13 protein-coding genes are annotated in these 13,804 nt (G+C 35.6%); 4 read left to right on the top strand and 9 right to left on the bottom strand.

Features of this window, described 5'->3' with window-relative positions; all coding sequences use genetic code 11:
- Positions 1 to 5: 5 nt before the first annotated feature.
- Complete coding sequence (locus I589_RS15695) at positions 6 to 539, bottom strand: STM3941 family protein (protein ID WP_010767286.1); 534 nt, start codon at positions 537 to 539, stop codon at positions 6 to 8.
- Between the two features lie 322 nt (positions 540 to 861).
- Here I589_RS15695 and I589_RS18225 point away from each other — a divergent pair, with 322 nt between their 5' ends.
- The 3 genes from I589_RS18225 to I589_RS15675 all read left to right on the top strand — a co-directional run bounded on the left by I589_RS18225 (position 862) and on the right by I589_RS15675 (position 3,188).
- On the top strand, positions 862 to 1,911 hold the full coding sequence (locus I589_RS18225) for an acyltransferase (RefSeq protein WP_010767285.1): 1,050 nt from the start codon (positions 862 to 864) through the stop codon (positions 1,909 to 1,911).
- Between the two features lie 118 nt (positions 1,912 to 2,029).
- On the top strand, positions 2,030 to 2,218 hold the full coding sequence (locus I589_RS15685) for a hypothetical protein (RefSeq protein ID WP_139242881.1): 189 nt from the start codon (positions 2,030 to 2,032) through the stop codon (positions 2,216 to 2,218).
- Positions 2,219 to 2,633: 415 nt separating this feature from the next.
- On the top strand, positions 2,634 to 3,188 hold the full coding sequence (locus I589_RS15675) for a hypothetical protein (protein ID WP_010767283.1): 555 nt from the start codon (positions 2,634 to 2,636) through the stop codon (positions 3,186 to 3,188).
- A gap of 166 nt (positions 3,189 to 3,354) precedes the next feature.
- On the opposite strand, the gene rpmG is transcribed toward I589_RS15675, so the two are convergent.
- The 8 genes from rpmG to I589_RS15635 form a co-directional block, all read right to left on the bottom strand.
- The gene (gene rpmG / locus I589_RS15670) at positions 3,355 to 3,504 is read right to left on the bottom strand and encodes a 50S ribosomal protein L33 (RefSeq protein WP_034685451.1); all 150 of its coding nucleotides are present in this window, start codon (positions 3,502 to 3,504) and stop codon (positions 3,355 to 3,357) included.
- Positions 3,505 to 3,631: 127 nt separating this feature from the next.
- Complete coding sequence (locus tag I589_RS15665) at positions 3,632 to 4,111, bottom strand: glutathione peroxidase (protein WP_010767282.1); 480 nt, start codon at positions 4,109 to 4,111, stop codon at positions 3,632 to 3,634.
- A gap of 197 nt (positions 4,112 to 4,308) precedes the next feature.
- A complete protein-coding gene (locus I589_RS15660; RefSeq protein WP_010767281.1) occupies positions 4,309 to 6,408 on the bottom strand; it encodes a penicillin-binding transpeptidase domain-containing protein in 2,100 nt (699 codons plus the stop codon).
- Between the two features lie 349 nt (positions 6,409 to 6,757).
- Positions 6,758 to 8,695 carry a threonine--tRNA ligase gene (gene thrS / locus I589_RS15655; RefSeq protein ID WP_010767280.1) on the bottom strand — a complete coding sequence of 646 codons (1,938 nt, stop codon included), beginning with the start codon at positions 8,693 to 8,695 and terminating at the stop codon, positions 6,758 to 6,760.
- Between the two features lie 351 nt (positions 8,696 to 9,046).
- Positions 9,047 to 9,226: a 2-hydroxymuconate tautomerase gene (locus I589_RS15650; protein ID WP_010767279.1), complete on the bottom strand. Its 180-nt coding sequence runs from the start codon at positions 9,224 to 9,226 to the stop codon at positions 9,047 to 9,049.
- Positions 9,227 to 9,389: 163 nt separating this feature from the next.
- Positions 9,390 to 9,845, bottom strand: a complete 456-nt coding sequence (locus I589_RS15645; RefSeq protein WP_010767278.1) for an ASCH domain-containing protein — start codon at positions 9,843 to 9,845, stop codon at positions 9,390 to 9,392.
- Positions 9,846 to 9,982: 137 nt separating this feature from the next.
- Complete coding sequence (locus I589_RS15640) at positions 9,983 to 11,770, bottom strand: heavy metal translocating P-type ATPase (RefSeq protein WP_010767277.1); 1,788 nt, start codon at positions 11,768 to 11,770, stop codon at positions 9,983 to 9,985.
- Between the two features lie 413 nt (positions 11,771 to 12,183).
- Complete coding sequence (locus I589_RS15635; RefSeq protein ID WP_010767276.1) at positions 12,184 to 13,059, bottom strand: aminoglycoside 6-adenylyltransferase; 876 nt, start codon at positions 13,057 to 13,059, stop codon at positions 12,184 to 12,186.
- Positions 13,060 to 13,183: 124 nt separating this feature from the next.
- On the opposite strand from I589_RS15635, the gene I589_RS15630 reads away from it, so the two are divergent.
- Entirely contained in the window at positions 13,184 to 13,765 is a 582-nt protein-coding gene (locus I589_RS15630) for a YdcF family protein (protein ID WP_010767275.1), read from the top strand.
- Positions 13,766 to 13,804 lie beyond the last annotated feature (39 nt).

Below are 13,804 nucleotides of genomic sequence, written 5' to 3'. Positions count from 1 at the left end.
TTCAATCATCTATTTTTTTTTTCAATACCCTCTTCGTAATTCACTGGAACATACAACAGCATCTCTTCAATAAGTGCTTCGTTTGTACATTTTTTTGCACTTTGTAAAGTAATGTTAATTTCCCCAAACCCCATCTTTACATTTGCTTTTATACCCGCTCTTTGTACTTTTGAAAGGTTCGTTAAAACCTGTTCTGGATGCTTTAGATAAATGGAAACAAAATCCTGATTGACTATGCCTACCTCTTCAATACGAGAAACCTCATCCCAAGGAATCAGTCTCTCTTTTGTTGCCAAAGCACTTGAGTAATCGTAAAATCCTTGCTCTGTTAAAACTACTAACTTCTTCCCAGCAAACAATTGCTTCATCAAATAAAACGTTGCATAGCCAAAAAATAAAGTGCCCACAACCCCAACAAGAATAAATACTGGTTTTCCAATAAATAAAATGAAGAAGCTAGCTAGTACCATGATAAGGGCCAAAATAACCAACCCTACTTGTTTCATTTTACTCTGATAAACGACAAATCTTTCTTCCATACATTCGCTCCCCAAATAACAAATTGATGATTTTAAATTAATCCTCTTCTGATGATACTACTTTTTTCTGGAAAAGCCTAGTTGCTTTATTGGCTTGGTTTATTGACTACTTTATAGGTCATACAATTTTTGTCACCTTTCAAATAAAGAATCTATTTTCTGTATTCCTCTTTTAAAAGATAATCTATCTACAAAAAATGACAGAATCTATTTTATTCATTGTTTGATATGGTATGATACAAAATGGTGAACAGTGATTTGATACATGGTTTATAATTACTGGTTGCCTGACATTATATTACATAAAAAAGGAGTACTATAAGTGACTAATTATTTAAACGTGACTAAACAGAGAGTCATCTATTTTGATGTATTGACAATCCTCTCTGCAATCGGCGTTGTGTCTTTGCATTCGGTAGAAACGTTCTACTCATTTCGTTTGGATACTTCATGGTATATAGCTGCCTTTATCCAATGCTTATTTTCATTTTGTGTGCCAATTTTTTTCATGATTTCTGGTGCAAATTTAATTGGCTATCAGACTCGCTATTCCACAAAACGATTTGTTGAGAAACGACTCATTAATGTATTCTTGCCATTTATTGTCTGGAGTATTCTATGGTATTTATTTAATGGTTTATTTCTAAGGTATTATGATATCTGTATTATTGATTTTCTTTCAAGACTAACTTACGGGCAAATCGAGCCTATCCTTTGGTTCTTGTATGCAATCATCTCATTATATGTCCTAACACCTTTTCTTTCGTTACTAGCAACACAAAAAAAAGGAAGCCTCTATCTTTTAGGCATTTTTTTCTTATTTTTCTTTAGTAAATCAATTATTTGGCTACCATATGACCTCCTTCATCGCCCTATACCACTTCTATTAAATCTGGTTGAAGGAAACCAATATCTAGCCTATTATGTTTTAGGATTTCTACTCACAAAAAAAGAATATCTAAAAAATATTAAATCAAGATATCTTATTTTTATGTTTCTATGTGTAACCACATTCACTTTTCTTAGTACTGTATACTTGAGTAGCCAAAGAGGAGAAATCGTTCAGAGTTTCTACATTTTTAGTTCTCCGTTTTGTTATTTAGCCTCTGTACTCTTATGGACGGTTATTTCTCGAATCAAGTTTACTTCCTGGTCTTCTGTATGGATAAAAGGAATTTTATCCGTTTCTGGTTGTTGCTTTGGCATATATATTATCCATTTGATTATCCAGCGAATCATACAGCAGTTAGACATATTTAACTTAAGCAACGCCTTTTGGTTTCTATGTTTGATTCCTATCAATTTTATTGTTTCATTTTTACTTATCTTTATTCTAAAGAAAATTCCGGTCATTAAGAAGCTCATCCCTTGATAGAAATAAGTTTCTATTTTACATGACAGGAATAAATGTTCAACATTAAGCAAAAAAAATTGTAAACTAACTTCTTTGAAGAACATTTACAGGATATGCAATTCAAATGGATGAATATATGAATTTTGTTCTTACTGAAAATCCTAAAATAAAAGAAGGCGACAGCCTGATTGTAAAAATCGTTAAAGTAACCAATGTGATGGGGTCATGTATGCTGACTTTGAAAAAGGGTAAAGTAAAAAACACGCATCGGATTTTTGATGCGTGTTTTTTATTCAAATCATTATGTATTAAACACTTCGGATAGTCTACTGATTACTAACATGGATATAAGTTCACTTTTTCACCATTCAGCATGATGTATGTTACATTTCCGTTTGATGAGAATAGAATTCTTTCATTTATTTTTTCAGATTTCAAAACAATATTTTTATTTTCATCATAGAAATAAAGGAGTAGTTTATTTTCATCCAGTTTCACGCCAAGTCCTATTGAAGAAGAAAAAACATAATTTTGAAAAGATAGCATTTTCGACGATTCGCTCATTCAATCATGTGAAGTCGTATTTCCTAGTTATCTTTCTACCTATCCTCTTTATGCAAACAAATCTGCCTTACAACCAGTGATTATTTCAACCATTTTGTTAGGTTCTGACTCGAAATTTTACCAGAAGACTAGTATAATGCACTTGTAGTATCCGTTAAGGAAGGAAAAAAGAACTCATGAAAAAGAAAATATTTTTATTACTATTTACTGCAATTACATTTATTAGTTTGACCTCTTGTTCTAAAGCACCAAACACTAGTACATCTAGTTCAAAACCAACAGAATCAACTGAAGAACTATCAAGTATGAATTCAACATCACTGTCGATGACTACTGAATCTTCTTCTATAAAAGAAAATGAAACAACTTCGTTCTCCGAAAACGTTCCACAAGAAACTAACACAGAAGAAACCAATAGTTCCAATACAAATTTACAAAGTAATCACTCTTTGCCAAAGGAAATACAAGGAACCTGGACAGGAAAACTGTACGATGACAAACCAACTGAATACATCATCACTGAAAATCAAATTCAGACAGATGGGAAAATTATTGATGTGACCGATTATACAAAAGAAAATAATAATTATATAATCACTTGGGATCTTGATAAATTCAAAGAAAAAAATGGATATACTCCACCAGGTCCCCAACCTTTCTATTTTACCTATGATCCCTCAGAAGATGTGCTAAAAATTACTGATACAACCGTTGTTCTTAATAGATCATAATTTCCTTTTTATAACAAAGAAAGCTGAAAAACAAACTATCTCTACACTGGTAGAACATTTCGATGTTAACATTTTGGCGTCATTTTAGCTGTCAATCCACTTTCCAACATCAAAAAAAAGCTGTAGCCCTTATTACATAAGGGTTACAGCTAATTAATAGATAAGACTATTTTGTTTCGCGGTGCAAAGTAACTTTTCTTTCGCGTGGGCAATATTTTTCTTTTTCCAAGCGATCTGGAGTGTTACGTTTGTTTTTGCTTGTTAGGTAGTTACGTTCTTTACAAGAAGTACATTCTAAAGTGATGTTTACGCGCATGATTTTCCCTCCCATACATACTGGAATCCTCTAAGATAACTCTCAGACTTGAATAGTTTACCATGTTTCAAAACAGAAAGCTACTCTTTTTCACAATTTTGTTAAGTAGTTCTACTTGACGAAAAGATTATCTGTTTAATTCTTCAATAATATCCGCTTCGATTTCTTCTGGTTTAACAGTTGATGCATAGCGTTTTACCACTTCACCTTCGCGATTTACTAGAAATTTTGTAAAATTCCATTTAATCGTTTTGCCAAGTAATCCTCCTTGCGCTTGCTTTAAGTATTTATATAATGGATCTGCCTCTGGACCATTCACTTTTATCTTTGCGAAGGTTTGAAATGTAGTATGGTACGTGAGCTGACAAAATTCTGTAATCTCTTCGTTGCTACCTGGTGCTTGGTTTCCAAATTGATTACAGGGAAAATCTAGAATATCAAATCCAGCTGCATGATGTTCATCGTATAAATTTTGTAGACCTTCGTATTGTGGTGTAAATCCACAGCCAGTTGCCGTATTAACAATCAACAATACCTTTCCTTCATAATCCCTCAAAGATTTCATTTCATCATCTGTTTGTTTCACTTTAAACTCATAAATAGTCATATCCGTTCACTCCTTCTCTGTTTATTTTAACTGTTTGACAAGTATATCCCTAACAGAACGGCTTATTCAAATAAGAATAACTTTAGGATGTTTTACTTATTTACTTGTTCTAGCTGAAAAAAAACTATCCTTTAACCGCTTTTCTAACAGCTTCATAAAACTGTTAGAAAAGTAAATTTAAGGATAGTTTAATCTCTTTATTTCATATACATATCGTAATAAGCATCTAATATTTCTTGTGCGATAACCAAATTTTTATGATCTTTTTCGTCAATCAGATTTGGTAATACCACACTAATCGCGATTTCAGGGTCATCTGATGGTCCATAAGCAACAATATTACTGTTTACAGTAGCAACCTCAGGATGTCCAGGTGCGGTTGTTTCCGCTGTACCTGTTTTGGCAGAAACAGTCATCTTAGCATTTGCTAGACTTTTAGCAGTCGTAAATGCATCCGTCCCATGCACTGCATCGTAAAACCCTTGACGAATGATATTCATTTGGTCAGTTGTTATATCTACTTCATTTAAAACTTTAGGTCCGATTTTTTCTTTTTCTTCGCCTAAAGTGCCATCTTCTTTATTTTCATAAACACCCTTCACTACGTGAGGAGCAATTCGTTTCCCACCATTGGCAACTGTTGCTGCGTATTGAGCTAACTGCATCGGAGTATACGTATCATACTGTCCGAAAGATAAGTCTAGTAGATTTCCGGCATTTGGACCATTATCTCCGAAATTCGTCCATGATAAGCCGATTTCTTCATTAGGAATATCAATCCCTGTTTTTACGCCCATACCATACTCGTTAAATCCTTTTCTTAGCTCTCCAAATATTTCCCCTTGTTCAGCAGCATACGGCATCGTCATTCCACGCTCATAGCTAATCCCTAACATTCTAAAAACAATCTGCATCATATAAACGTTCGAAGATAATTCTAATGCTTTTTGAGCAGAAATTTCTTGTGGATAATCCGTAGTAAAAACAGATTTTTTCACTGCAGAGCCTTGAATATAGATAGGTTCATCGACAAGCACATCGTTGCCTGTTATCACGCCTGCTTCATATCCAGCGGTCAGCGTTCCACCCTTTACCACAGATCCAGGCGTATAAGCATCTAAAATCGTTCCTAATGGTCTCAGCTCTAAGTCACTTGTTTCCGGCGTGTGCTGATAGCCTGACATTGCTAAAACTTCACCATTTTTTGGGTTTATTGCCACCGCATAAACACCTGGAGAATACTTCGCTTTTCCACTATTAATCATATCTTCAAAGTTAGATTTTAGAATTCCTTCGACTTTCTCCTGAAATTCCGAATCGATGCTTAAAACTAGATTGTCACCTTTTTCTCCCGAACTCGTTTCTTTTTTACTAACTACTTCATTTTTTTGATCAACAGTTATTTCATATTTTGTCTTGGTTCCCTGTAGAACTTCTTCATACTGCTTTTCTAACAAGCTTGTTCCTACCCGATCATTTCTAGCATATCCCTTAGCAAGATATTCATCTAAATCGTCAGCTTGGATACCTTCTTTTTCACTTGAAACTCGTCCTAATATATCTGTCAAAGAACCCTTGTACGGATATTCGCGTTGCCAATCCGTTCCAGTCGATATGCCTGGAAGCTCCGTTGCATGCTCTGCAACGAGCGCAAGTTCCTTATCTGTAACCTCTTGATTTTTTACAAAGACAGTGTTTAATGCATAGGCACTATTCATTCGTTTGAAGATAGTCGCAGCTTCCATCTCTTCGTCTGAAAAATTGATTTCCTCATCTGTTACCTTATCAACCGTTGCAAGGTATTGCTTACCGACATCAGTCTCTTTTTGTTCCTTATCAGTCAAGCGTTTCTGTGCAGTTTTTAAATTGTTTTTGTTGCCAAGCCAATAATCTTTTTTATCACGTTCAGACAATTTGTCTGGTTTAACTTCAATTAGCTCTGCAAGATTATTTGCTATTTCATATAAATCGTTTGCTCCCATCGAGTTATTTCTTGTGAATGTGATTGCTGCATTTGCTTTATTTTCTACTAAAGCGCGTCCTTTCGCATCATAAATCATTCCACGTGGCGTGCTAACACTGACCTCTGTCGTTGATGATGCTTCTATCTTTTTATCGATATCTTTTTTATTAATAATTTGCAGCGAGCCTAACTGCGCAATTAATGCAACAAACAGCGTAAAAATGATAAAGAATAGAAAATTTAAACGAAAAGGTATATGAGAGCGCCTTGCCTGCTCTTCCTTTGTCTCATAATGAACTTCTTTTTTATTGTCTATCCCTGAATCTTTCTTCATCTTATCGTAATCCTTCCAACTTATCCTCTATATGTATACGCCTAAAAAGGCATAATCACTCATTGTTCTATTGTAACCAAAAATCTTCTATTTAAAAAGAGAAAAAGTGTCTTCTAAGAAAAGATTTAATTATCTCTTTAAAAACACAGCTCTAAATGTTTCACAGTTTTTTTTATTTTCTGTTTCTACATTTTGAAACACTTTAAAATTAGCGCCTTACAATAAACTATACGCATTATAATGTGAAACATTTTTTATTTCCTTTTTTTTGTGGAAAACTAATACAAAAAATATCCAGAGTAGCTGTTTGCTACTCTGGATATTCTATCCGTTCTTTTTTACCATTTAATTAACGGCTGTAATTCTTCACTTCATTAGCCATTGAATCAACAAAAATGTTCAATTCTTCTACACTTGTTTCTTTACTACCATATCGACGAACATTTACTGTTGCCTCTTCTACTTCTTTATCCCCTACAACTAATTGATAAGGAACCTTTTGTGTTTGCGATGCACGAATCTTATAGCCCATTTTTTCATTTCTGTCGTCCACTTCTACTCGCAGTCCCTGAGCTTGTAATCGTTCTTTTATAGTATGTGCATAGTCAGAGTGTGCTTCCACAGAAACTGGAATAATTGTCGCTTGAATAGGTGCAAGCCATGTAGGAAATGCGCCTTTGTAAACTTCTGTCAAATAAGCGACAAAACGTTCCATCGTTGAAACAATTCCTCTATGAATAACGACAGGACGGTGTGTATTTTCTCCATCATCACCGACATAAGTTAAGTCAAAACGTTCTGGCAACAAGAAGTCTAACTGGATAGTTGACAGCGTTTCTTCCATGCCCATTGCTGTTTTTACTTGTACATCAAGTTTTGGACCATAAAAGGCCGCTTCACCTTCTGCTTCAAAATAATCTAATTCCATTTCGTCCATAGCCGCTTTTAACATCACTTGTGCTTTTTCCCACATTGCATCATCATCAAAATATTTATCTGTATTATTTGGATCACGGTAACTTAAGCGGAAACGATAGTCTGTAATATTGAAGTCTGCATAAACAGCCACCATCAATTCAAGTGTACGCTTGAATTCATCTTTGATTTGATCAGGGCGAACAAAGGTGTGACCATCATTCAATGTCATTTCTCGTACACGTTGTAATCCTGATAAAGCCCCGGATTTTTCGTAGCGATGCATCATTCCTAATTCTGCAATACGGATAGGCAGTTCGCGATAAGAATGAATGTCATTTTTATAAACCATCATGTGATGCGGACAATTCATAGGACGTAACACAAGCATTTCACCATCGCCCATATCCATAGGAGGGAACATATCTTCATGGTAATGGTCCCAATGTCCAGAAGTTTTATATAACTCAACATCAGCCATAATTGGTGTATAGACATGTTGATATCCTAAACTTATTTCTTTGTCTACGATATAACGTTCAATGGTACGACGAATAGTTGCCCCTTTAGGTAACCAGAAAGGTAGCCCTGAACCTACTTCTTGAGAAACCATAAATAAATCTAATTCTTTTCCTAATTTTCTATGATCACGTTCTTTTGCTTCTTCTCTCATTTTGATAAATTCTTTTAAATCTTTTTTATCAAAAAAGGCTGTTCCATACACGCGCTGCATCATATGGTTATCAGAGTTCCCTCTCCAATATGCACCTGCGACAGACAATAATTTGAACACTTGGATACGACCAGTTGAAGGAACGTGAACACCTCTACACAAATCAACAAAGTCTCCTTGATCATAAACCGTAATCACCTCATCCTCAGGTAAATCAGTGATTAGCTCTACCTTATAAGGATCATCTGCAAATAAGGCTAGCGCTTCTTCTTTTGTGACTACTTTTCGAACAATCGGATTATTTTCTTTTACAATTTTCATCATTTCTGCTTCAATAGCTGGCAAATCTTCAGCAGTAATTGGATTTTCCCCATTATCTGTATCGTAGTAGAAGCCAGAATCAATCGCTGGTCCTACGCCAAAATGAATAGATGGGAATAAACGACGCATTGCATTAGCCATTAAATGGGCGCTAGAATGACGTAATATTCCTAAGGCATCTTCATGATCAGGTGTAATAATTTCAATCTTTCCATCTTCTTCTATAGGACGTGTTAAATCAATCAGTTCTCCATTATATTTTCCAGCTAATGCTTTTTTAGCAAGTCCTTTTGAAATTCCTTCAGCGATTGCTAAAGTGGTGATACCAGATTCAAATTCTTTCACTGCTCCATCTGGAAATGTAACGTTAATTGCCATAGTTATTTCCTCCTCTAAAGTTGATTTTTTTGAAAAAGTTGAGTTCCTGTTTCTCTCAAAACCAAAAAAAATCCTAGTATCTCTAAAGATACTAGGACGAAAATTCGTGGTTCCACCTAATGTTCAAACACTTATTGTGTTCCTCAACGTGTTAACGGTCCGACCGCCTTTGTTTCAACAAAGGTTTCGAAAGTGGTCATTCCTTGCGTCATTCTAGAAAACTTTCAGCCTAGGTTTTCCTCTCTAACAGACGACAAACAAGTGCAGGTGTCTTTCTCATCAATCAATTATGTGTTAATTTAAACACTTCTATTCAAAAAATGCAAGTCTTTCCTACGTAAAATAATTTTTTTACTCTTTCCATGCCCCGTCAACTGCATAGGTCCCTTTTTTCATTTCATTCACGATTACGTGGATATGCTCTTTTGGTGCACCTGTATTCTTATGAACGGCTTCTGTAATATCCTTCATCATTCCATCGAGCTGTTCTTTTGAACGCCCTTCAACTAACTCTACATGTACAAATGGCATCTTTTTTCACGTTCCTTTTCATTAATTTTATCTGTCACTTAGCTAAACTTTCTTTAACTTTAGTGCAAGGTAGATTCATTGTCAATCATTCCCAAAAGAAGATTTTCTGTCATTAGTTACTCAAAAATAAACTGATTAAATGAGTAGGGTTCTTTTTCTTTACCTAACTATGAACACACTCAAAATATTCACACACGCAAAGCATCTCCTCAGTGAAAATTTGACCATGATTCTTCATCTCAACGTCAAACATTCGTTTATGTTCCTCTTTCCAATAAGGTAAACTTTTATCGCCTTCACCCTCTATATACGCATATTCCTCAGAAATTTTATTAAAAGCAGTAATTTCAACTTTTGTTGTCCGAATAATCGCTCTAGGCAAAAAGTTTCCATCTAGTAAAATACTATATTCATTTGCTTTAGGCAGTATTTCTCCTTCAATTTCATACAAAGGATAGGCAGAAGTCGTTGCTCTTTTGGTCCCTTCAATCACTAATTGAACAAGCTCATCTGCCATTTCAGGAGTATTCCCAAAAGACCATGCTTCATAGGACGCCTCTAGTTGATTTTGTTTAGCAAACTGCTGCCAATACTCTTTTACTGATTGATTCATATGCATTTCTTCCTCCAAATTCTATATCCTTTTTTGTCATCATAGCATAGTAAATGATGTATGCGTATTGATTATTCTTGTTTTCTACAAAAAAACTATTCTAAACACCAAAAATTATGGGCTAGAATAGTTTTTAAAATAACTTATTGATCGTTTTTAGCACGCAATGCACTTAAAATAGATACCGTATCAACCACTTCTTGAAGAGCTGCACCCAAAAGAGCTGGAATCACACCTGTACTGGCAACTAACATCAAACCAACACAGATAAATATTCCTATTAAAACTGATTGTCGAGCTATTTTCATCGTGTCCTGCGCTACTTTTACTGCTGTAGAAACACGCGTTAAATCATCTTTTAAGATGACAGCATCTGCACTTTCACTCGCGGCCGTCGATCCATGCGCACCCATAGCAATCCCAATATCTGCAACGGCTAAGGCTGGTGCATCGTTTACTCCATCGCCAACCATAACAATGGGACGTTCTTCTTTCTTTGTGTTTTTTAGCACACTTATCTTATCTTGAGGCAAACAATGTGCATACACGTTTGTAATTCCTACCTGATGTGCAATTTCTTCTGCAATTTCTTGTTGATCTCCAGTCAGCATAACTAAATTTTGTACTCCTAATTCTTTTAAAGCGGACAAAGTTTGTTTTGACTCTGTTCGTACTACATCTTTGAACGTCATATACCCGATATATTGATTATCAAGTGAAACGTAAATAATTGTTTGACTCGTGTCATTAGGAATTGTTCCTGCAAATTCTGCTCGGCCTATTTTTATTTCTTTTTGATTAATCGTTGCTTTAATGCCTGAGCCAGTTACTTCTTCTAAGTTTGTTACAGGCAAAAAGTTAACTTTTCCTTTTGCTTCATTCAAAATAGAGCGGGCTAAAATATGACTGGAATCTTGCTCTGCACTTGCAACGTATTGAAGAAATTCCTTTTCGCTGAATTGAGCAACAGGAACAATTTGGTCAATAGACAATTGCCCTTTGGTTATGGTTCCAGTTTTATCAAATGCAAACGATTTTGCCTGGGCTAATTTTTCTAGTGTCGTTCCAGTTTTCACAACAATCCCATTTCTACTTGATCGACTCATTCCTGCCACCAATGCAATAGGTGCCGCTAGAATCAACGGACAAGGTGAAGCGACAACTAAGACCTCAGCAAAACGCACAGGATCTTTCGTAATAATCCATGAAATCCCGCCAATAAGATACGCAATCAATGTAAAAGGCACGGCATATCTATCCGCCATTCGCACAAATTCTGCAGGTTTAGCTTCTGATTCTTTAACTAACTTGATTATTGTTTGATACTGACTGTCAGCTGCCAACTTGTCAACTCTCACTTTGACCGATCGATCACCATTTATGCTTCCTGACATTAATTCATCGCCCATTTTTTTTTCAACAGGAGCAGACTCCCCTGTGAGTGATGATTCATCAAATGTAGATTCTCCCTCAATCACTCTACCATCTACAGGGACAATTTCTCCGGGCTTCACAACAAGTGTATCATTGATTTGCACTTGCTCCACCTCAATATCCACTAAGGCATGTTCGACTAATTTATGTGCAATTTGTGGAGAGTTATTTAACAATGCACGCAATTCTTTACTTGCCTGACGTCCTGCATAATCTTCCAAGCTATCTCCACCAGTTAGCATTATCAGTACCATCAGACTTGCCCAATACTCACCTACTGCCAGAGTTGCAACAATTGCAGTAATTGCTAGTATGTCTACTCCATACTTTCCCGATTTTAACGTTTTAATCATTTCAATAAGCATAGAAAAAGCCATTATACCACCTACAATGGCAACGAGTAGATAAGACCAGGTCGGCTGATGTAAAACAAATTCCGTAATAAGTGCAAGTAGACCAACAGCTACTGTGAAAATAAATTTTTTAAAATGTCCCATCTCTATTCCTCCAAAATCTGACTATTTCATCAGATCAGCTCTATAAAAGTGACGAGTGAAATGAATCATTCCATCCCTTTATAGTATAAGAGTAGCCCAAACAACTGATGGAATAAAACAAAACCCCTTAAATGAAAACAACTATCACTCTCAAATATAAAAAACTAGTTTTTATTAGGAATTGATTAATTTTGTAAAAAAGAGCGCACCTCATCATTCAAACTGAGGTGCGCCCATCGTAGCAGACATTGGAAAAAACTTTCTAATCTACTTATGTTATGCAGCGTATTTTTATTCTATCTAAAAGAGATAAATTTAGTTAGAAAAAAGGATTTTCCATTAACAGAATCATCCGGTCAAAGTGCCCTTATTCTTGGCGTCCAACATTTTGGGCATACCTGTTAATGAAACTTTTATTTTTTTTGAAGTGGCTCTTCTTTTGCTTGATTATACCATCGATGAGTGTAGCTCATCAGCGCTTGCCCTTCATTTCCGTTATATCGAAGCCCCGTACTTTCAGCAAATCTTTCAGCTGTTTGATGAAACAGTGCTTCCATATTACATAAACTTCGCCAACAACTATCCTCTGTACGAAAATCGAGTAAATCATTCAAAGCCTCATTTTCTTCTTTTGTTAAATAGCTGCTTAAATATTTATAATTTTTTCCGACGCTTAACGAATAATGTGTATTTTCTCCTACTTGCCAGCTAAATAGACGCAAAAGCTCATGGTAGCAATAGTTGTACAGGTGATCGGTTGCATAGGCCTTTTCATGCCGATATAATCCCTTCACTACATAAGTACTCACCCACCAAAATTCTTTACAGCAGTCAAAAAATTCTTCGTTTGAAGGTTTTTTCACCCAATAATCCTGATCGGTGGCAATTGGTACCCGAGGAAGAAGGTTGCCTGGATCATAAATAATACGCACCAAACGATCCTCCTCTAACCAGTCTTCAACCTCTGATAAAGGACAAAGCGTTAAATCAATTCGTGTGTCATCTATAAATTGCATCAAAAAAGTGAAACGCTTCCCTAAACTAGGTTCAAACAATACAGATTCTTCTGGTGTTTGCATGATAAGCCGGTCACCAAATGCATCAATCCACGAACGATCTTCCAGCAGTCTTTTCATATCATTGACTACATAAACAATATCATAGTCTTGAAATACATCTTTTGGTGCTCGCTTATTTGTCCTTGACCCGTTCATCCCTACTGCAATAACCTCAGGGTGAGTTTTTGCAACCTCTACGATTAGCAGCATCATTTCTTCTTCTGTTCTCATAAATAGACACCTCACAGTTTAATTAATACATAAATTTCTAAAGAAAATTCTAAGTTGTCAGAAATTCCTTCGTTTCGTTTTTTGGTTTGTTACAATAATTATAGTAAGAGAAAGGATTTACTTTATGAAAAAATGGTTGAAATATTTAGGTATACTACTTATTCTAGGCTGTTGTTATACCTTATTGGTTATTGCTCTTATTTTTAGTCAGACGAAAGCAACCCCTTCTGATGATGTACAAACATTACTCGTCTTAGGCGCACAAATTCGTGGAGCGACTAGTGAAGAGGCTTATCCTAGCCCTGTACTAAAAGAACGCTTGGATACCGCTTTTCTTTATTGGAAACAACATCCAGAAATAACTATTATCGTAAGTGGCGGACAAGGTTCTGATGAGCCTGCAACAGAGGCTAGTGTTATGGCAGCTTACCTTATTGACAAAGGCGTTCCAAAAAAATCTATCTTTGAAGAGTCTGATTCAAAACGAACGCAGGAAAACATTCAATTTTCAATTGAACGCTACTCACCCACTCACGTAGCTATTGTCACGAATGATTTCCATATGTATCGTGCCCAAATGCTTGCAAAAAGGCAGGGAATCAAGCAGGTCAGTGGGTTGTCTGCGGCTTCAAAGACCTCCACAACTTTTTCAAATTATTTACGAGAAATCATAGCTTTAGGGTATGGCCTTCTCTTTGATTGGTAAAAACTGATTTCTTCTTTAGTTTACCATAGTTTAAGACGG

This window comes from Enterococcus phoeniculicola ATCC BAA-412, assembly GCF_000407505.1.
In the GTDB taxonomy this organism is placed as follows: Bacteria; Bacillota; Bacilli; order Lactobacillales; family Enterococcaceae; genus Enterococcus_K; species Enterococcus_K phoeniculicola.
Note: the sequence above shows the minus strand (reverse complement) of the source record. Positions and strands in the feature narration are given on the sequence as shown.

Excerpts from the sequence above, each read along its gene's own strand:
- thrS (WP_010767280.1), bottom strand. The coding sequence starts at position 8,695 with ATGGCAATTAACGTTACATTTCCAGATGGAGCAGTGAAAGAATTTGAA.
- I589_RS15645 (WP_010767278.1), bottom strand. The coding sequence starts at position 9,845 with ATGCATATGAATCAATCAGTAAAAGAGTATTGGCAGCAGTTTGCTAAA.
- I589_RS15630 (WP_010767275.1), top strand. The coding sequence starts at position 13,184 with ATGAAAAAATGGTTGAAATATTTAGGTATACTACTTATTCTAGGCTGT.
- I589_RS15660 (WP_010767281.1), bottom strand. The coding sequence starts at position 6,408 with ATGAAGAAAGATTCAGGGATAGACAATAAAAAAGAAGTTCATTATGAG.
- I589_RS15695 (WP_010767286.1), bottom strand. The coding sequence starts at position 539 with ATGGAAGAAAGATTTGTCGTTTATCAGAGTAAAATGAAACAAGTAGGG.
- I589_RS15675 (WP_010767283.1), top strand. The coding sequence starts at position 2,634 with ATGAAAAAGAAAATATTTTTATTACTATTTACTGCAATTACATTTATT.
- rpmG (WP_034685451.1), bottom strand. The coding sequence starts at position 3,504 with ATGCGCGTAAACATCACTTTAGAATGTACTTCTTGTAAAGAACGTAAC.
- I589_RS15685 (WP_139242881.1), top strand. The coding sequence starts at position 2,030 with ATGAATTTTGTTCTTACTGAAAATCCTAAAATAAAAGAAGGCGACAGC.
- I589_RS15665 (WP_010767282.1), bottom strand. The coding sequence starts at position 4,111 with ATGACTATTTATGAGTTTAAAGTGAAACAAACAGATGATGAAATGAAA.
- I589_RS15650 (WP_010767279.1), bottom strand. The coding sequence starts at position 9,226 with ATGCCATTTGTACATGTAGAGTTAGTTGAAGGGCGTTCAAAAGAACAG.
- I589_RS15635 (WP_010767276.1), bottom strand. The coding sequence starts at position 13,059 with ATGAGAACAGAAGAAGAAATGATGCTGCTAATCGTAGAGGTTGCAAAA.
- I589_RS15640 (WP_010767277.1), bottom strand. The coding sequence starts at position 11,770 with ATGGGACATTTTAAAAAATTTATTTTCACAGTAGCTGTTGGTCTACTT.